Origin of the sequence: Pigmentibacter ruber, from assembly GCF_009792895.1 — a bacterium.
GTDB lineage: Bacteria > Bdellovibrionota_B > Oligoflexia > Silvanigrellales > Silvanigrellaceae > Silvanigrella > Silvanigrella rubra.
On the sequence record NZ_WSSC01000005.1, the window covers coordinates 229,359 to 248,250 of the forward strand.

The window sequence follows — 18,892 nt, forward strand, 5'->3', positions numbered from 1 at the left end:
TGTAACACAAACTAAATCCATATTTGGAGGAGTATTTTTTATGGATATCGCTCTCATTTCGCAGTTTCCTATATTTACCAATCTATCAGAGAATGATCTGCAAATTTTAACTAACTACCTAGAAACATTGTCTGTTAAGAAAGATGTAACTCTTTACTCTCCAGGATTAATTAGAGACAGACTTCGTTTGATTGTCAAAGGTCGAATAGAAGTTTCGGCAGAAACCTTTGATTTTGAAGAACCTTCTACAATATACGGTCCTGGGCAATTTTTAGGTGAGGCTGCGTTATTGGAGGAAGGTACTCTCCACAAAGCTAAAGCTCAAACAGTAACTGATGTTGATTTAATTATTCTGACCAGAGCTCATTTTTTAAAATTAATGCAAGAACAACAAGAAATTTCTTGTAAAATTCAAATGAATATTGGCTCATACGTTTTTAGTAAATTAGCAAGAGGGGCAAGCCAGGGGAAAGTTCAATATTCTGGATATAGTTCCGGAAAAAAACGTCTTGAGCACGATTTATTAGGCGATAGAGAGATTTCTGATGAAGCCTATTATGGCGTTCAAACACTCCGTGCAATTGAGAATTTTAATATTACAGGAGTTCTTTTAAGGGATTTTCCAATTTTTATCAAAGGGTTATCTCAGGTTAAAAAAGCAGCTGCACTAGCAAATTGTGAAATTGGAATTTTAGATCAAGAAGTTTGTAATTACATTTGTATGGCTTGTGATGAAATAATCGCTGGACATTGGCACGATCAATTTCTAGTGGATATGATTCAGGGAGGTGCAGGAACTTCAACAAATATGAATGCCAATGAAGTTATTGCAAATCGGGCATTAGAATTATGGGGAAAGAAAAAAGGGGAATATAAATTTATTCACCCAAATAACCATGTTAATTTAGGACAGTCCACTAACGATGCCTACCCTACAGCTATCCGTTTAGCTGCTCTGCAATCAATCCCCTATCTTATAGAAGCATTGGAAGAACTTTGCCAAACATTTTCTGAGAAAGCCAAAGAGTTTTCAGATGTAATTAAAATGGGCAGAACCCAATTACAAGATGCTGTCCCTATGACATTAGGGCAAGAATTTGAAGCATTTTCAGTCATGCTTAGTGAAGATATTGAGCGTATTCGTGAAGGTGCAAAGTTATTTTTGGAATTAAGCATAGGTGGGACTGCAATTGGAACAGGAATCAATGCGCATCCAAAATATCCAGCGACAGCTATTAAAAAAATAAGAGAAATTACAGGTTTAAATGTGATTTCATCGCCAAATCTAATTGAAGCTACACCTGATACAGGGGCATTTGTTCTTTTTTCAGGGATCTTAAAGCGCTTAGCTGTTAAGTTAAGTAAAATATCAAATGATTTGCGTTTATTATCAAGTGGTCCGCGCTGTGGATTTGGTGATATCAATTTACCACCTATGCAACCAGGTTCCAGTATTATGCCAGGAAAAGTAAATCCTGTAATTCCAGAGGTTGTGAATCAAATTGCATTTCAAGTAATTGGAAATGACCTAACAGTCACTATGGCATCTGAAGGCGGACAGTTGCAATTAAACGCTTTTGAGCCAGTCATGGTATTCAATATTTTTCAAAGTGTGAATATGTTAAGTCGAGGAATGCGTACTTTAACCAGACTTTGTATCAAAGGAATTACTGCAAATAAGGAAGCTTGCCGCAGAGCTGTAGAACACAGCATAGGGTTGGTCACTGCGTTAAATCCTTTAATTGGCTATGAAAATTCAACTATGATTGCAAAAGAGGCTCTTGAGTCTGGTGAAAGTGTATTTAATTTAGTTCTAAAACATAAATTGTTAACAAGAGAACAGTTAGAAGACGCTTTAAAACCAGAGAATATGTTAAGCTCCCGCTAAAGAAACAGCCCCAGATACCGAAAATCATACTGATATTTTCAAAATTGCAGGGGTGTTTTTACATGGTTGTAGAAAATGATTTCGAAGTAATTTTGGAAGATAATGTAGCAACTCTAAAAGGACATCTGGTAGATTCTACAGAATTTTCTCGATTCGATGAAATATTTTCTAAATCAAATGAAATTGATTTTAGCCAATTAAATTCAATTAGTTGGCTTGGTGTTCAGCGTCTGTATGATATTTTATTAAAAATAGAAAATCCTGTTAAGTTATCAAATATACCTCCCCATGTTTATCGTATTTTACTTTTACTTCCTAATTTTGGAAGAAAGATAGGGATTAAAAGCTTTCAAATAGAATTTTTTGGGTTAGATGATAGAATCCTAAAACAAGATATTACCTTAGAAAAACTCAGTGATTTAGGAAAAAAACAGGGGTGCTTTGCAAAGATACAATCAGGACAAATGATTAGTGGTTCTTTACATCATTTATGTCGACCTTATTTTCAAGATTATTTGTTACCTAAGAAAAATTATGTATCAAAATGGTGTATAGAAAATGAAGAATTTTGTACTTTTTTATATGAATATGTTTGTTTTACAAAATTAGTACTAGAAATTTGTTCATTGGCACAAGATTCAACTTCTATTTTAATTGAAGAAAGTTTACAAAATATTTGTTCAAAAATTTCAAGTCTTGAATTTTCGGTAAAAAATATTTTACCAAATTTTAATGAGTTTAAGTCACGTTATTTAATGTCATTAATGCCCCATATTCATGAAATATCTAAATCAGTGGTTTCAGCTATAAATTTAAGTAGTGGAACATTTGAATCAGTTGTACAAACGTTCGAAGCTTTATTTATGCGAGATACAGCATCAGCTCAAGATATTTATGATCAATTTGAAAATTTTATGAATTTTACAGATCAGCTTGATCCTATTGCAAAGAGTTTGGAAGATGTAGGTGTTGAGTTAGGCACTCATGTTTTAAGATTTGGGGATATTGGTAATTTGCATCAAGCTTTTACAACTTTTAATGGAAATGATTTAGCAGAAAAAGTAATTATTTCATTGCGTAGAAAATTAAAATATGATCAATATATTAACTTAACTTGGTTTGATACCTTTCAAGAAATTAAAAATGATTTTAAATTTATAGATTCAGAATTAAGTAAATGTATTGTTGCTCTCCAAGGATTTGATTTAGTGCGTCAAGTATTTGAACATAGAATTATTGAGATTAAATTATTTCGTGAAAACTTAAATTTAGTAAAAAATAAACAAATGCCTTGGGAAAAACTTAAAGAAAAAATTACTTCCCAGATTGTAGATAGATTAGTAACAGATCAAGAAAAGTATAGTTTTTCTTTTTTCTTTCCTGACTCGACTTTAAGCAAAGATAAATCTAACATTAATAATGGAAGTCCACTGTTTTTTTAATTTAATCTTGGTTTTTAATGGCAATAAAAAAACTGCAATATAAATATTTAGTAGCTGTAATTTATATTTGTGTTCTTTTTTTAGATAGAATGGATGTTACGATTGTTAATATTGCAATGCCGACATTTGCAAAAGTTTTTGATGTAGCAATTACTAAAACGGAATGGATTTCTACTGGATTTTTGATGTCTCTTGCAATTGTGATTCCAATCAGTGGTTGGCTAGGAGATAAGTTTGGTTACAAAAAAATTTTTATTCTAGGAACAATCATTTTTACAATTGGCTCTTTACTTTGTGCTTGTGCATGGAGTCTTTCTTCTTTGGTTATCTTTCGAGTTTTGAAAGGCTTTGGTGGAGGAATATTAGTTCCTGTAGGAATGGCAATGACTTACAGAGTTTTCTCACCAGCTGAATATTCCAAAGCTGCTAGCTATACTTTGATGCCAACATTAGTTGCTCCTGCAATTGCGCCTACATTTGGAGGATTTGTTCTCGAACATTTTAGCTGGAGATGGATTTTTTTGTTCAATATTCCGATTTGTTTACTTGCAATTACTTTATCTACCGTTTACTTAAAAGAAGATAAATTAAAATTTACCCACAATTTAGATTGGTTTGGCTTTTTCCTCTCAGCAATTGGCTTAGCTTCGTTACTGTACACTTTTTCAAGAGTAGGGCACTTTGGGATAGGTGATGAATTGGTTTGGGTATGTTTAGTGATTGCTACCTTTGCAATGGGAATTTTCATATTTTGGGAAAATATTCATCCACATCCTTTGATAGATTTAAAATTTTTTAAAATTCCTCTGTTTGTCCAGGCTAATTTAATTCAATTTTGTTTGCAAATTACTCATTTTGGTTCACTGTTTATCATTGCAATTTATCTTCAAATAGCGGTTGGAATGACACCTTTACATAGTGGACTTGCAATGTGCTTGCAGCCTATTGGTTCTATTATGCTTTTACCCATAGTACCTAAAATTTTTAACCGTTTTGGCCCAAAATATTTAATATTTTGGGGATTAATAGGTCTGTCAATAATGACTTATCTTATTCCAAAAATCAAAGTAGAAAGCGATTATGTGTTCGCTGCAGGGTTATTGTGGGTTCGTGGACTTCTCTTAGGATTGATCAACGCACCCATTCAAGCGTCTGTTTTATTTAATATAAATAAAGAAGATGCAAGTCGAGCGAGCTCAGTATTTAATGCTGGTAGACAAATTGCCATTAGTTTTGGAGTGGCTCTTTCATCACTCGTTTTAGCAAGCGGATTTCGTGAATTTAATATTACTTCTAATGAATTATTGCTGGATAAAACTGTTTTAGTTATATTTGAAAGAGTATTCTTACTATTATCAGGAATATCTTTTTTGGCTGTTTTTATAACCTTCACTATCAATAATAAACAAATTCTTGCTAAGTTAGAAACATCTCAATCTGATGGAAAGAAAAACAAGCAGAAGTAGGTTTTTTAGGAAAAGCCTTTCTCATTTATTAAATATCAATCATTTTTTTGAATCTGGTTTTTTTTAATTTCTTATGTTCTAATAGAACAAACCTCTTTTAGTGTGAGGATCAAACAGTGGAATTCGTTTTACGTGAAATGAATAAATTTGATTCCGTTAAATGCAAAGAATTAACGGTACAATTAGGATATCCAGAACAGTTGATCGATTTTGACAAGAGATTTTCTTTGATTAATAAACTTCCCCATCATCATCTTGTTGTTGGAGAAACACTTGCAGATAAAAATGTAATTGCGTGGATGCATTTGGAAATCCGTTATCTCCTTTTTTCGACTTTTAGAGTAGAAATTTCAGCTTTAATAGTTGATGAAAAATATAGGGGGAATGGAGTAGGCAGGAGACTTTTAAATTATGCTGAAAATTGGACGAAAAATTGTGGATTTAAAGAAGTATTTCTTTATAATCAATCAAATATAGAAGAAGAGAACAATTTTTGTCTGAAAAACGGTTTTCAATATGCAAAAGACTTAAAAATGTTTATTAAATCCTTAGATAAAAATCATGTCATTACTGATGTGAAAATTCCTATAGATACTCCAAAAATTGAGATTAATCTTGAACAAATAAAAAATTGAATATTTTAGTAAGCTAATATTGATTTTTAAATCTCAATTAGGGATAAATTTTTTGGTATTCTTTTAATAAAAATTACTTAATATAACTATTAAGAAATTATTATAAAAATAAATTTATGATTTTTTATTGATTTAAAAGAATAATTGCTATATATGGAAAGTACAGAATTTGTCTGTATTTTGTAAAGGCTATTTTTATGAAAAATATCATTTTTATTACTGGCCAAAAGCAATATGCTTCTAGGTCGGTTATGTTAAATATCAATTTTATTTCTTTTCATTTTCTTTCCAAAATTTCCCAAGTTAATTTATTAGTCTTATTAAGCCTGCTGTTATCTGTCGTATAATAATTACAAATAAACTAAAAAATAAATAAAAAAAAACTTATTTGAGTAATGATTTTTAAAATAAAATTATTACATTTATTTTAAAAATAAATGAATACTTAATAAATATTTCTTTTACCTATTACTTTTAGGAGTGCGATATATTATGGGAAATTTTGTTAATCAGAAAATGGAAAAAATAATTTCTTTCAAGCAATTAATTTCCTCTGGAATTGCTTTTTTTGCAATGCTTTTTGGAAGTGGAAGCATTATTTTAGCATTAGCTTTGGGAAAAGATTCTGGAAATATGGTTTATTGGTCTCTTGTAGGTTTTATTGCAGCTACAGTTATATTGCCAGTTATTGGTCTTATTTCAATTTTACTTTTTGAAGGTGATATAGATTCTTATTTTGCAAAATTAGGAAAAATTCCAGGTAATATTATAATATTTATTTGTATGATATTATTAGGGCCTTTAGGAGTTATTCCAAGATTAATGGGAACTGCATACTCTTCAATAAAATGGCATTTTCCATCAATTTCAATTTTTCAATTTAGTATAATAATAATTCCTTTATTACTTTTATTTACTTTTAAGAAAAACAATATTATTGATTATATTGGAAAATTTCTTGGACCTATAAAAATAATAATTATACTTGCTTTTATAATATATGGATTAATTTTTGGATTAAATTCTAAAATACAAACAGATCTAAATCCAATTGGAGCAATTCAAAAAGGACTTATTGATGGATATAGTACTTTAGATTTAATTGGAGTCTTACTTATTGCGCAATTTATTGCGACTCATCTAAGAGCTCAAACTAAAAACTATTTAGCAGAAAATGATAAAAATTTCCAAAAAGATTCGATTAAAATTGCTACTATAGGAGGTTTTTTACTTTTTCTTGTATACTCAAGTTTATGTCTTTTAGCATCACATCATAGTACTCAACTTATAAATGTAGATCGTTATGATATAATAAATTCATTATCGTATTTAATACTAGGTAATAATAGTGCAATAATTATAAGTGCAATAATTATAATTTCTAGCCTTGTAACTGCTATTGCATTAACTGCTGTGTTTACAAATTATTTGCAGAAAAATATTTTAAAATTATTTAATTTTAATGAAAATAAATCTTATATTTTATGCTTATCTGTTACAATAATATTAACCAGTATTTTAACTAATTTAGGTTTTAGTGGAATAATGAATATAATAATTCCTATAGCTGAAATCTGTTATCCGGCTATAATTATTTTAACTATATGCAATATCTTGCACAAAAAAATAAATTTTAAATATATAAAAATATCAGTATTTACAACTTTTATAATAACCCTTATTTATAAAATTCCATTCATTTAGATAATTTTATAAATTTAATTAGATTAGAGAATTAATTATGCAAAATGAAAAGAAATATTTGGAATCATATTTGAAATTATTAGATATAAACCCTCATTTCCAAAAGATAAAAGAATCTAAAAATTTTAAAAATTATTTTGAACCTTCAAAACATTGGACACCAGACGAAATAAATTTTCCATTCAAAAAAAACTTACTGAGTAAAATTATAAATAATATTAAAAAAATTTATGATCATAAGACAACTTGCTTAGTTCAAAACCAATTAGAATTAAATTTTTGTTCTGAAACAGGATCTCATATATCTCTTCCAAGAAGTCATGATAAAATAGGAAAAATTACTAATATAAATCATAATTTAAATACTTTGATTTTTCAAGGAACCATTTTATCTGCTGCAAAATCATTGACAATAAAAAATAAAATACATTTTAGCATGGGCACTAGCAGAGTTTATTTAAATAATGCAAATAGTGCAGCATATATTCAATTTGATAAAGATGATGGTTATGTCAGGTTAGTTTCAAATCGTTGGAAAGATACTCCACAAATTTTTATTCCACCTTTTCATATTAATGAAATTCAATCATTAAAAAATGAGGCATTTACTTTTGCAACCAAAAAATATACTGGAAATGATCGAGGTTATGCTTTTTGTAAAAAAAATATTACAAAAATATTTTCATTTTTTGAGGAGGTTGCAATTTCTAATTTGCATGATCAAAAAAGTAGTTATACTTTTAGTGAACAAATTTCAAAAATTCATGCAAATATTTTTAATGAAATTTTAAAAGAAACTGGAGTAAAACAAGTAACTATAGATTATGAAAAACTTTCATGGGAATTTTTAATTGAACTTTTAGAAGATAAAACAAGCTTAACATATATAATTTTTTCAAATAAACAATTATTTGATTCATTTTTAGATATTTTTTCAGAGATACAGACTGGTTGGCAGAAAGGGCAATTGCCATTTGATTTAGTGGTAGAAAAAAATGGAATTAAAAAATTGTCGCCCATACTTTTTTCTGAGTTTGATACTTCTGATCGTACCATTTTTCTAGAAAAAATATTGGAAATTTTGAAAGAAAATAAAATTATTCCTAAAGGTGTTTTGCAATTTTTTATTTTTATGGTTGAAGGTGGATTATTACCTATTGGAGGAATGAATCAATCTAATTATTGTACAAAAATAAGAGATTTATCAGTCCAATTTATGTGCAATAATCTTGGAAAATATGAAAGATCTAATGCACTTAAAAAATTACCTTGTGAAATTATGAGTATCAGTCCAGCTTGGGGTTTTATGAATAATTCTAATAATCTTTTTAGTTTTTCTGATTTTTTAGAAAAAGAAATTGCTATAACTAAGGATCAATTGCAATCTATTTTAGATATTCCTGCTGAAGATGCTTTATTTTTAAGTATTCCTATTTTAAGTCAATTTATGTTACATGAAAATATTGCTCCTGAATTTGAAAATAAATTTATCCAAGAAATTAAAGAAAAAGGAAATATATTAATATTATGAAAAATACTATTCAAATTAAAAATATAGAAGTATATAAAGTTTCTATTCCCTTAGTAAGGCCATTTGTGACTAGCTTTGGTTCTTTACTACAGAGAAATATTATTCTAGTTAAATTAATAGATTCTGAAGGTAATTTCGGAATTGGTGAAGCACCAATTTTAGATTATCCTTTCTATAAATCTGAGTTTTTTTCTTCAGTTCATAGTATTTTAATTGAAATTATAATTCCTTATTTAGTTGGAAAGACTTTTTCTTCACCAGTAGAACTTGATCAATCTTTAAATTTTATAAAAGGAAATTTTTTTGCTAAGGCATGTATATCTATCGCAGCATATGATTATTTTGCAAAAATCAATAAAAAAAGTCTGGCAGATTTTATTGGTTCTACTAAAAGTATTTTCCAAATATCTAATACAATTTCTATACATGAAAATATATTAGAAATGTTAAAAGAAAGTAATGATTATAAAGATATTCAAACTTTAAAATTAAAAATAAAACCTGGATATGATATTCAATATGTAGAAGCATTAAGAAAAGCATTTCCGAGTGCTCAAATTATGGTTGATGCGAATGCTTCATATCCTTTTAATAAAGAAACAATTGATATATTTAAGAAAATGGAAGAATATTCAATATTTTGTATTGAACAGCCTTTGGTTCATAATGACATTGTTGATCATGCAAAGTTACAAAAGCAATTAAATATTCCCATTGCTTTAGATGAATCTATAGAAAGTTGTGAGGATCTTCTCAAGGCTCATGAGTTAGGGAGTTGTCAAATGGTGAATATCAAAATTTCAAGAGTAGGAGGGTTAACGGAAAGTATTAAAATTCATGATTATTGCTTGAAACAAAAGATACCAGCTTGGGTAGGAGGAATGGTTGAGTCTCCTGTTGGAATTAGTGCCAATCTTGCATTTTCTGGATTACCTGGCTGTTGTTATCCAATAGATTTTTTGGATTCTTTTTGGTTAATGGATAATTTTAATAAGTTTTTTAAAGAACAACCTATCAAACAAAAACATAATGAAGCTAATTTTCTAAATAAAGGGCACGGTATTAGTGATAATATAAATTTAAATAGTCTTTTATTTTCTTAATTTTCGAGTTTTAAAAGATACTATTTTAAGGAGTAAACTTGGAAAAACTGTCGGTTCATTAGACATCGTGGATGAAAAATCATTAATTTGAAAAAAAAGTCAAATAAATACATAATTTTTTTTCAAAAAATTATGTCATAAAAAGTTACAATTCAAGCCTTTCTTAGATAGATAACCAAAAATAAAGTATAACTATTAATGTTTTTTGGTTGTCTATTTTCTTGAAAGGATGACAATGAAAAAGAGCATAAAAAATTATTTAAAATGTCCGATTCCAATTCTATCAGTATTCATAACAAGTAATATTTTTGCAATTTCTATAAATAATAAAAATTTAGAAAAAAAATATGTTAAATTATTAAATATTAATAATATAATTAAAGATAATAATGATATTATTCCAGCCCCTTTTCCAGACTTAAATGGGTTGAAAGTATTTGCAAAACAACATGATGGGAATCTGCCAAATGTATTTGGTGAAATAAATTTGAATACTGTTTCATTAAATGATGCTTACACTTCCGCAGGATTTAAAAATTTTTCTATCCAGTTAAATTGCATGCAAGAACCTCAATGTAATGCGCGTCTTGAAATAGGAAATTTAGGAAATGGAGTTTTTCATATTGTTGCATCTGATAAATTCACAAATAAAAAAGCTGAACTAAGCATAAAATTTACGAATGAAAACGGTAATCCTATTGATACATCAAATTTAGATTATACATTAGAGCAACCTAATACAAATGAAATAATTACAACAAACAATATTGTTGATGTGAGTCCTTATTTTTCATATCAATATAGTAAACCTATTTCTTATATTCAATTGCCTCTGATTCCAAATTCTTATTATCAAATTTGTGATGGCAATGGCGAAAATTGTTCTGTAAAAAAACAACTTTTTGATGTTATGTTTTCAGGAAATCAAGTAGAATATTTAAGTTTTTGGAAACTTGAGCAAAAAGGATATCTAAGTCCCGATACTTCTCAGTCCTTTCAATTTTCTTACTGTACGGGATTAACTGATACAACTTCAACTACATTATCATGGTCAATTGGCTTAAAAATTCCTGTAAAAGCTGTTGATTTAAGTGGAACAATTGGACAAGCCATTAATAAAACAGTGTCTTTTCAAAATTCTACATCTGTATCAAACACTGTTACTTTTGATAAACCAGAAACTCAATCCACAATAGGTGAATACGTTCTTTATATTGGAGTTAATGATTACTTTCCAGTTGTTGATGAACTAGTGAGTGAATTGAATAAAAAGATTCAAAACAATACTGAATTTACCTTTTCAAAGGCACAAGATTATTTTGATTTTAGATCCAATTCTTCAATTACTTCAGGAACTACTGCATTTGTTAATACTAAAAATAATGATCCAAAAATGTTAATTACATGGCCTGTTAGCGTTCCTTCATTTTAAAGGAAAAGTTATTATGAATTTTAAAGGGTACTCTAAAATAATTTTAAGTTTTTTTCCATTCTGCTATTCTAGCTTTTGTTATGCTGATTATACTGTAAATGTAAGCACATTAGATAATACTGAAATAAATAGAAGTAATATTTACTTTGATGCTAATACAAGTCCTCCCTATGCATGTCCTTCAGCAACAAATTTTCCGCCGGGATGTCAATTGGTTTTTAATACTGGTTCGGCTTCAGATGTATTTTATTTTTTTGATTCATCAGGAAGAAAAAGAGTTAAATTTTATTTAACTGATAGTGGCAACTGGTCTTTAGATGCTTACTATGGCGATCGTTTTAAAGATTTGAATTCATATTTAAAACTTTCAATTGTTGGGCAAATACAAATGCATGGAATGTTTCCCGTTGTGTATTTATATTCAAATTCTAATGGAGTGTATTTAAAAGATCAGGATAACAAAGTGTTTGAATTATTTACTTGGAATTAAATTATACCTAACTTAGATCCAAGTAAATACAGATATAAAAAAGAAAAAATGATATACTTTAAAAATTATTTATTTTAATTTCACTTTATCTTTAAAAAATTCTATACAATCAGTTAATTTTACAAGAATATGTGGATCTTTTATGTCTTCAATTCTATTTGCTAGTTTTATTTCCTCTAACAAATTTTCTAAAAACCTAATATTTGCTTTGTAATCATGTTGCAATTTAGATTTTTCAATTTGTGAATTAGAAAAATTCATAAATACTATCCCCAACGATTGTGCATCCAAAAATATTCTTCAGGATTTAGACGGATCATTTGTTCAACTTGGGCATTTATACGAGTTGTATTTTCTGTTACGTTTTCTTGAAATGATTTACTTTTATCTTCATTCATCTGGAATTCTGGGAAAAATATTATTTCATGTGTATTAACATTAACTCTTTTTATGATAGCTGGAATAACTGGAGCATTTCTGCGTAGCCAGAGTTTTGCTAAACTATTATTAGTAGAAGCATTTTTCCCAAAAAAAGGTAACATTTCACCTCTTGGACGTTTTTGATCTACAATAAAACCAATTATTTCCTTTTTATTTAGGGCATTAAATATTTGGGTAGTTGTAGATAAGTTTCCATTGCGTTCAATTAGGTGAAAGCCAACTTCTGAACGCATGTTTTCAAACCATTTAGCTAAATTTCCTTTGCCTATTGGTTTTACAACAACATGAATAGGGACTAAATTTTTTGCACTTATGTGACAAAGGTATTCCCAATTTCCCATATGAATGCATATTGCGTATACTCCTTGACCTCTTGCCAGAAGTTCATCCATATATTCTTTGTTTTTAAATACATAGTTTGTTTTTTTGAATAACTTGTTAGCAGCCAGCAATTCAATAGCTGTACGAAAGAAATTTATTGTCGATTTACGACCTAATTTTATTTTTTCCTCTAATGTTTTTTCTTCACCAAAAGCAATGGAAAGATTTTTTAAAATCACTTTTCTGCGTATCCGCAAGATATCAAATGAAAGTATGCCAAGAATTGTAGCGAAAACTGAAATTCCTCTATGCCCTAAGGAATAGAAAAAAAAGGAAATTAAATTTAATAAGAACGTTATTAACATTCGATAGGCCCCATCTAAAAATGCCAGCAAAAGCAATCATAGCCTATCTATTATTTGTTTTTAAGTCTAGACATCTTCAACAAGTGGGTGTTCTAAGAAGTGAGCTTCTACTTCCATTTTGGTAAAAAATTTCTCATTGCAGACAGTACATCTGTATTGAGCATTTTCGCGAGAGAAGGGTTTTTGATTGGGTTTTCTATACAAAACTGGTTTTTCAACTTCTTGCGGGGTTTGTTTTATATCAGCTTCATGATCCATAGGATCACCTGTGCTCACAGTTTCCTCTTCAGACGGTGGCGGTTCTACAGCAGGTTCCGCTTGAGCCTGCATAACATCAGACTCTGAAGATTCTATACTTACTTCCTCTGGTGTAGCTTCTACATTTTCAGTTTCTTCTGGGAGGTTTGCAACTGCTCGCATAGGAGCTCTATAAGCTACTGAATTTTTTGGGATTGAAGAACCTAAGGTTCCTTGCCTCGATGTTAACTTATCACGTTTTGTTTTCTCAGCTTTTTCAGCTAGTCCCGAAAACAAATTGTGTAAGTGATCTCCTAAAACTTTTGGAAAGCGGCTAAATTGCAGATCGCGAATCACGCAAAGAGCGGTATCTTCTTGATTAGTATAAGTTTTTCCGCATAAAAGGCATAAATAAGTTTGTGTGTCATTTTTTGTGGCGATAACAGGTAACGATTGAATACTCAAAGCGTTATTAGTCAAACATTTCCATGCGTCATTAGGATTTGTAAATCTTTTCCCGCATAAGCCACAAACATAACACCCTGGGCCTTTCATAACTCTACATAATCTCTGCATAGGTGATAGGAGACCTGCAGACGGTTTCAAAAAAGATTGAATGTTTCTTGGAATTCCCATAGTATCTTTCTAAGAAATAATAGGGTGGTAACTTCAAGCATTCCTTTTATATATATCGGAAAGTTGTTAAAAAACTAAATATTGCTATCACCAGAAAACTCATATAGGAGTATTTGGAACATCCAGTAAAGGGTGGTCTTAGGAAGGAAAAAAAAATGCCAATTCTCTCAATAAAAACAGATAAAAAAAATATAAATGTTGAAATGGGTGCATCTATTATTGATGTTTGTGAAAATGAAGAAACAAGTATTTTATTTGGATGTCGTGATGGTGCTTGTGGTGCCTGTATGATTAAAGTTGTAGAGAATCCTTCCAATTTAAGTAAAATGGAAGATCATGAAAGAGACTTTCTTGAAACTATGGCAGCAAGAGAAGATGAACGGCTTGCGTGTCAATGTAAAGTACTTGGTGATGTTACAATAGAAGTTTCAGAATAAGTTTTTTAATAAAAGTTTTCTTCTTGATAGGATTTCTTATGAATTTTCAAGAAAATATTGCTTTTGAAAAATATCATGGAGCAGGAAACGATTTTATTTTTATTGCACACGATATTCTTTCTTCTTTTACTAAATTACAAGAATTAAAAAACTTTGCTTTTCGCCTATGCAATAGGAATACGGGAATTGGGGCTGATGGTATTGTTTTTTATAAATTTTTATCAAATGCTAAGTCTTTAAACAAAATCGAAATTCTAATTATCAATTCTGATGCTAGTATTCCTGAAACTTGTGGGAATGCATTGCGCTGCCTAGGCTTAAAGTTAATAAAAGATAAATTCTGGAATGGGAATTTATTGTTACCTGTTAATTATATTTATCCATCAAGTCTAGATGATCTTTCTGAGCTAATGTTTTTACAACAAACTCAACCTTTTGCTATTTTACAATCTGCTCAGTTTTCAGTTTCAGATAAAGTAGCAAGTGTGCAAGTAGGAATGGGAATGGAGCAAACTGTTGAAGAAACAAATTTTAAGAAAAACTTTGTTCTCCACATTTCTTTAGATGCAAATCCTATATTTGTCCAGTTAGCTAATCCGCATTGGGTATTTTTATCACAAGATTTCGGTAAATTTAGTAAAAAAGAATTTAATAATTTTGGCGATTTTGCGCAAAATTCTTTGCGTGAGAATATTTCTAATGGTCCAGTTCCAAAGGCTAATATTGGGATGCTCTGGCAAAAACCAAATAAAGAGTTTTGTTTAGTGGTTTATGAACGGGGAGCAGGATTGACTGAATGTTGCGGTTCTGGCGGGGTTGCAGCAAGAATAGCCTTAGAAAAATTAGGAAAAATTGAAAAGAATACTGAGCTTGTTTCTTTTAAAATGCCAGGTGGCATAATTCAAATTTCTTCTCCAAATTCTATACCGCAATTTTCTGATCAAAGACTTTTGATTGGTCCAGCTGAATTTGTTTTTAACGGAACAATTTAATTTTCTATCAACTCTTTTTACCGTGTTCAACAATATAAAATTCTTTACTTCTATAATTATCCTGTGGATTGCGGAAATAAGCACCTTGGACATATTTTTTTATTAATCTACTATTTGTACTTGAGTATATTGGTGATACTGGAAATTCATCCATTGCTAGTTTACTAGCTTCTTCAAGTAATTTCTTTCTTTTGTTTTGATCACTCTCTTTTTCTGCTTGCATCATAAGTGCGTCGAATTTTGCATTTTTATAACCACCGACGTTTTGTACGTTGTTACTTTCAAGCAGACCTAAAAAGTTTTGTGCGTCGTTATAATCTGCACTCCATAATTGCAAGGTAGTTTCAAAGTTTTTGTTTGATAAATTAGCTAAGTGAATTTTCCATTCTTCACTAAACATTTCTGTTTTTACACCAAGTTCTTTATTCCAAATTGAGGTTATTGCTGTCGCATATTTTTTATCTGTTTCGTTAGTGCTATAAGTAAACTTTACAATAGCAGGTTTTTCTTTTGAATACCCAGCTTCTTGATATAGTTTTTTTGCTTTTTCTCTAATTTGTTGCTCAGATAAATTAGCCCATGTAGGTACATAATGGTCATAATTAGCTATACCAAAAGGGGGAAAATCAAAAATTGGCAATTCATTTTTTCCAGATATATATTTGGTAAAATGAGTTCGATTAATTATAATTGAAAGCGCTTCTCTTAATTTTTTATTATCAAAAGGCGGTTTAGTTGTGTTAAAGGTTAAGTAACCTACACTTAAAGATGGAAAACTTCGCAATTCTTCTGGGTATTTCATTTTTAAATTTTGGAACATTCCTGGAGGAACACCATAAGTCCAGTCTAGTTGCCCAGCTTCATACATTCTTAAGGATGCAGTTTTATCTTGTACAACAAAATTATTTACCTGATTTATTATAGTATTTTTGCTATCCCAATAAAAAGGATTTTTCTCTAATGTGGTTTTTTCACCTACGTTCCAAGCTGTTAATTTATATGCTCCATTACTAACCATTTTATTAGGATTAGTCCAGTTACTTTTATGTTTCTCTATAGTTTCTTTTTTTAATGGAACAAAATTTGCGCCGGAAAGTAAACTTAAAAAATATTTAACAGGAGTTTCTAACGTTATCTCTAAAGTATAGGGATTGAGTGCTTTAACACCAAGTGTTTCGGGCTTTTGTTTTCCTTCTGTTATATTTTTGGCATTTTTTATTACTGAAGCTAAATAAGCCATTTCAGCTGCTGTTTTTGGATCAACAAAACGTCTAAAACTATAAACAAAGTCATTGGCGGTAACTGCTGAACCATCAGACCATTTTGCATTTTTTCTGAGAAAAAAAGTATATTTTAAACCATCAGCACTAACTTTCCAATCATGAGCCCCTGCAGGAATAATAACTCCATTGGCATCATCTATAACTAGACCTTCAAATAAATCAAAAATAATATTTGCTCCCAAATTATCCCTACAGTGTGAGGGGTCTAATGAGGAAGGTTCGCTAGAATTGTCCTTGTTTAATACCTGAACTGAAGAAAGTTTTGTACCTGGAGGAACTATTGCTGAATAAGTATTATATTGAATAGCGGAACTAAGTAATGCGAACACAAATATTTTTTTAAATTCATTAAGCATATTTTTTCCTCCAGAATTCTATAAATAAACAAAGCTTGTTCGTAGTTAATTTTGGAAGAGAAAAAAGTCAAGAATATCAATATTATTTTTGAATTAAAGACATAAATTCATTTCGGGAAGCTAGTGAATCACGAAATTGACCATGCATTGCACTTGTGATCATGTGTGAACTTTGTTTTTTCACGCCCCTAACGCACATACAACTGTGTTGCCCTTCAAATACAACAGCAACCCCTTGAGGCTTCAAATATTTATTTATTGCATTGGCTACCTGTTGGGTAAGCCTTTCTTGAACTTGTAAACGTTGGGCATAAACATCAACAATTCGAGCTAATTTTGAAAGGCCAACTATTCTACCATTACTTGGAATATAAGCTATATGAGCCACTCCTGAAAAACTTAATAAATGATGCTCACACATAGAATTAAATTCAATATTTCTTACTAAAACCATTTCATCGGAATCAGTTTCAAAAGTAGTTGATAAGATTTCTTCAGGTTGGATGGAATATCCTTCAGTCATTTCTAAAAGAGCGCGACAAAAACGATCTGGAGTTTCTCTTAGACCTTCTCTATTTGGATCTTCTCCAATGTATTGGAGCAAAATTCGCACAGCTTCAGTGGCTTTTTCAGCGCTAATGTTGTTTGCACTTACTGCTTTTTTAAAATATGGACTCATATTTACTCCTTAAAGTTTTTTTAGGACTATTTTGGCATCTTTCGGGTCCTTTTCCTTATACAGGATGACACTTCTTCCAATTCTTCCTATAACATGAGAGAAATTTTGAAGCACATTTTCAAGTTCTATTTGCTCATTTTTTTTAGTCGAGGCATCGGTGTTGCTAGGTAGTTGTACTTTTATTAATTCATGTTTTTCCAATGCCAAATTTATTTCTTTCAATACATTCTCGGAAAATCCTTGGGAACCTACTTGGACTACGGGTTTGAGATGATGAGCAAGACCCTTCAACTTGGCTTTCTGTTCGCTTGAAAGTTTTTCAGTAAAATTATGGACTTTTTTATCGTTAGGCATAGAGATGAGCTCCTTCGAAGTAAAAAAAATACCTTGCAACAAAATTTGTTGAGATGCCATACTTTTTGCATAGTAATTTTAAGAATAAAAACCCTTAACTCAGAAAAAAAGATGACGATAACGAGTCTGCAACAGGGAGGATGGTAATGGCCAAGAAAATACTCATCGTTGATGACTCTCGCACGATTCGGCAGCAGGTGGGCTTTACCTTGTCTAAGGAAGGTTTCGAAGTTGTAGAGGCTGAAGACGGTCAAGACGGAATAAATAAGCTACAAGGCACACCAGATATAAGCATGATTATTTCTGATGTGAACATGCCAAACATGGGCGGACTTGAAATGATTGAGGCCATCCGGAAAATTGAGCAGTTTAAGTTTATCCCTATCATCATGCTTACTACTGAAAGTAGTGGAGATAAAGTTGAACGGGCAAAAAAAGCAGGAGCTAGTGGTTGGCTAGTAAAGCCGTTTAATCCTGAACAGCTTGTTGGTGCTGTTAAAAAACTCGCACGATAACGTTGAAAGGTTATTTGTATGTCAGATGGTGGAGCTTCTGGAAAAGGTGGTGGTGCTAAGTTAGATGCTTTATATAAATTAAAGCATGATACTTCTGGCGTAAGAAAAAGAATTACTCCTAAAATTGAAACATATAAACTAATTGGTTTTAAATTAAACGAAGAAGAATTTGTAATAGAAATTGAAAGAGTGAAAGAAATTGTTAAGGTACCATTAGTTACTAGAGTTTCTAAAGCACCAAATTTTGTTGAAGGTGTTGCAAATTTACGTGGAGACATTCTTCAAATAGTTAATTTTCACAAAATAATGGGACTTGAAAATTTACCTATATCTGAAAGAAGTAGAATTATAGTTCTCGATGATAAAAATGTTTTAGCAGCTATTATTGTGGACTCAGTTAGTGAAGTTATTGAAGTAGAAAAGGAAGCTGTTCAAGCTACGCCAGATATTGTAGCTGGTGAAAGATCAAAGTTTTTGAAAGGAATTATTAAGCCGCATAAACATAGAAATATTTTATGGCTAGATTGTGGAGCAATTTATTCTGAATTTAGTGCGCAAAATGAGAAATCAAATGCAGCATAATTT

General features: G+C 30.2%; 19 protein-coding genes. 13 read left to right on the forward strand and 6 right to left on the reverse strand.

Annotation, left to right across the window (positions count from 1 at the left end; genetic code table 11):
* Positions 1-40 precede the first annotated feature (40 nt).
* The 9 genes from aspA to GOY08_RS14760 all read left to right on the forward strand — a co-directional run bounded on the left by aspA (position 41) and on the right by GOY08_RS14760 (position 11,691).
* Entirely contained in the window at positions 41-1,888 is a 1,848-nt protein-coding gene (gene aspA / locus GOY08_RS14720) for an aspartate ammonia-lyase (protein WP_158999685.1), read from the forward strand.
* A gap of 62 nt (positions 1,889-1,950) precedes the next feature.
* Entirely contained in the window at positions 1,951-3,330 is a 1,380-nt protein-coding gene (locus tag GOY08_RS14725) for a hypothetical protein (protein WP_158999686.1), read from the forward strand.
* Positions 3,331-3,347: 17 nt separating this feature from the next.
* On the forward strand, positions 3,348-4,796 hold the full coding sequence (locus GOY08_RS14730; RefSeq protein WP_158999687.1) for an MDR family MFS transporter: 1,449 nt from the start codon (positions 3,348-3,350) through the stop codon (positions 4,794-4,796).
* 116 nt (positions 4,797-4,912) lie between these two features.
* Complete coding sequence (locus tag GOY08_RS14735) at positions 4,913-5,431, forward strand: GNAT family N-acetyltransferase (RefSeq protein ID WP_158999688.1); 519 nt, start codon at positions 4,913-4,915, stop codon at positions 5,429-5,431.
* A 492-nt stretch (positions 5,432-5,923) separates the two neighbouring features.
* Positions 5,924-7,135 carry a branched-chain amino acid transport system II carrier protein gene (locus GOY08_RS14740; RefSeq protein ID WP_158999689.1) on the forward strand — a complete coding sequence of 404 codons (1,212 nt, stop codon included), beginning with the start codon at positions 5,924-5,926 and terminating at the stop codon, positions 7,133-7,135.
* Between the two features lie 37 nt (positions 7,136-7,172).
* Complete coding sequence (locus GOY08_RS14745) at positions 7,173-8,666, forward strand: hypothetical protein (protein ID WP_158999690.1); 1,494 nt, start codon at positions 7,173-7,175, stop codon at positions 8,664-8,666.
* The gene (gene menC / locus GOY08_RS14750; RefSeq protein WP_158999691.1) at positions 8,663-9,769 is read left to right on the forward strand and encodes an o-succinylbenzoate synthase; all 1,107 of its coding nucleotides are present in this window, start codon (positions 8,663-8,665) and stop codon (positions 9,767-9,769) included. Before GOY08_RS14745 ends, menC begins: the two co-directional genes overlap by 4 nt.
* A 235-nt stretch (positions 9,770-10,004) precedes the next feature.
* The gene (locus GOY08_RS14755) at positions 10,005-11,201 is read left to right on the forward strand and encodes a hypothetical protein (protein WP_158999692.1); all 1,197 of its coding nucleotides are present in this window, start codon (positions 10,005-10,007) and stop codon (positions 11,199-11,201) included.
* A gap of 13 nt (positions 11,202-11,214) precedes the next feature.
* The gene (locus GOY08_RS14760; protein WP_158999693.1) at positions 11,215-11,691 is read left to right on the forward strand and encodes a hypothetical protein; all 477 of its coding nucleotides are present in this window, start codon (positions 11,215-11,217) and stop codon (positions 11,689-11,691) included.
* A gap of 69 nt (positions 11,692-11,760) precedes the next feature.
* Here GOY08_RS14760 and GOY08_RS14765 read toward each other — a convergent pair whose 3' ends face one another.
* From GOY08_RS14765 to GOY08_RS14775, 3 genes are all read right to left on the reverse strand, one after another.
* Entirely contained in the window at positions 11,761-11,952 is a 192-nt protein-coding gene (locus GOY08_RS14765; protein WP_158999694.1) for a hypothetical protein, read from the reverse strand.
* Positions 11,953-11,957: 5 nt separating this feature from the next.
* On the reverse strand, positions 11,958-12,818 hold the full coding sequence (locus GOY08_RS14770; protein ID WP_158999695.1) for a lysophospholipid acyltransferase family protein: 861 nt from the start codon (positions 12,816-12,818) through the stop codon (positions 11,958-11,960).
* Positions 12,819-12,884: 66 nt separating this feature from the next.
* Positions 12,885-13,691, reverse strand: a complete 807-nt coding sequence (locus GOY08_RS14775; protein ID WP_158999696.1) for a hypothetical protein — start codon at positions 13,689-13,691, stop codon at positions 12,885-12,887.
* Positions 13,692-13,846: 155 nt separating this feature from the next.
* On the opposite strand from GOY08_RS14775, the gene GOY08_RS14780 reads away from it, so the two are divergent.
* Together GOY08_RS14780 and GOY08_RS14785 are read left to right on the forward strand one after the other, a co-directional pair.
* Positions 13,847-14,128 carry a 2Fe-2S iron-sulfur cluster-binding protein gene (locus GOY08_RS14780; protein WP_158999697.1) on the forward strand — a complete coding sequence of 94 codons (282 nt, stop codon included), beginning with the start codon at positions 13,847-13,849 and terminating at the stop codon, positions 14,126-14,128.
* 38 nt (positions 14,129-14,166) lie between these two features.
* Positions 14,167-15,120 (forward strand): diaminopimelate epimerase, encoded by a 954-nt coding sequence (locus GOY08_RS14785; RefSeq protein ID WP_158999698.1) that lies wholly within the window; start codon positions 14,167-14,169, stop codon positions 15,118-15,120.
* A gap of 7 nt (positions 15,121-15,127) precedes the next feature.
* Here GOY08_RS14785 and GOY08_RS14790 read toward each other — a convergent pair whose 3' ends face one another.
* The 3 genes from GOY08_RS14790 to GOY08_RS14800 form a co-directional block, all read right to left on the reverse strand.
* Positions 15,128-16,759, reverse strand: a complete 1,632-nt coding sequence (locus GOY08_RS14790; protein WP_158999699.1) for a peptide ABC transporter substrate-binding protein — start codon at positions 16,757-16,759, stop codon at positions 15,128-15,130.
* 82 nt (positions 16,760-16,841) lie between these two features.
* Complete coding sequence (folE, locus tag GOY08_RS14795) at positions 16,842-17,438, reverse strand: GTP cyclohydrolase I FolE (protein WP_158999700.1); 597 nt, start codon at positions 17,436-17,438, stop codon at positions 16,842-16,844.
* A gap of 9 nt (positions 17,439-17,447) precedes the next feature.
* A complete protein-coding gene (locus GOY08_RS14800) occupies positions 17,448-17,792 on the reverse strand; it encodes a YhbY family RNA-binding protein (protein WP_158999701.1) in 345 nt (114 codons plus the stop codon).
* A gap of 146 nt (positions 17,793-17,938) precedes the next feature.
* Between GOY08_RS14800 and GOY08_RS14805 the strand changes: the two genes are divergently transcribed.
* A complete protein-coding gene (locus GOY08_RS14805; RefSeq protein WP_158999702.1) occupies positions 17,939-18,307 on the forward strand; it encodes a response regulator in 369 nt (122 codons plus the stop codon).
* Positions 18,308-18,325: 18 nt separating this feature from the next.
* Complete coding sequence (locus tag GOY08_RS14810; protein ID WP_158999703.1) at positions 18,326-18,889, forward strand: chemotaxis protein CheW; 564 nt, start codon at positions 18,326-18,328, stop codon at positions 18,887-18,889.
* The last annotated feature ends 3 nt before the right edge of the window (positions 18,890-18,892 follow it).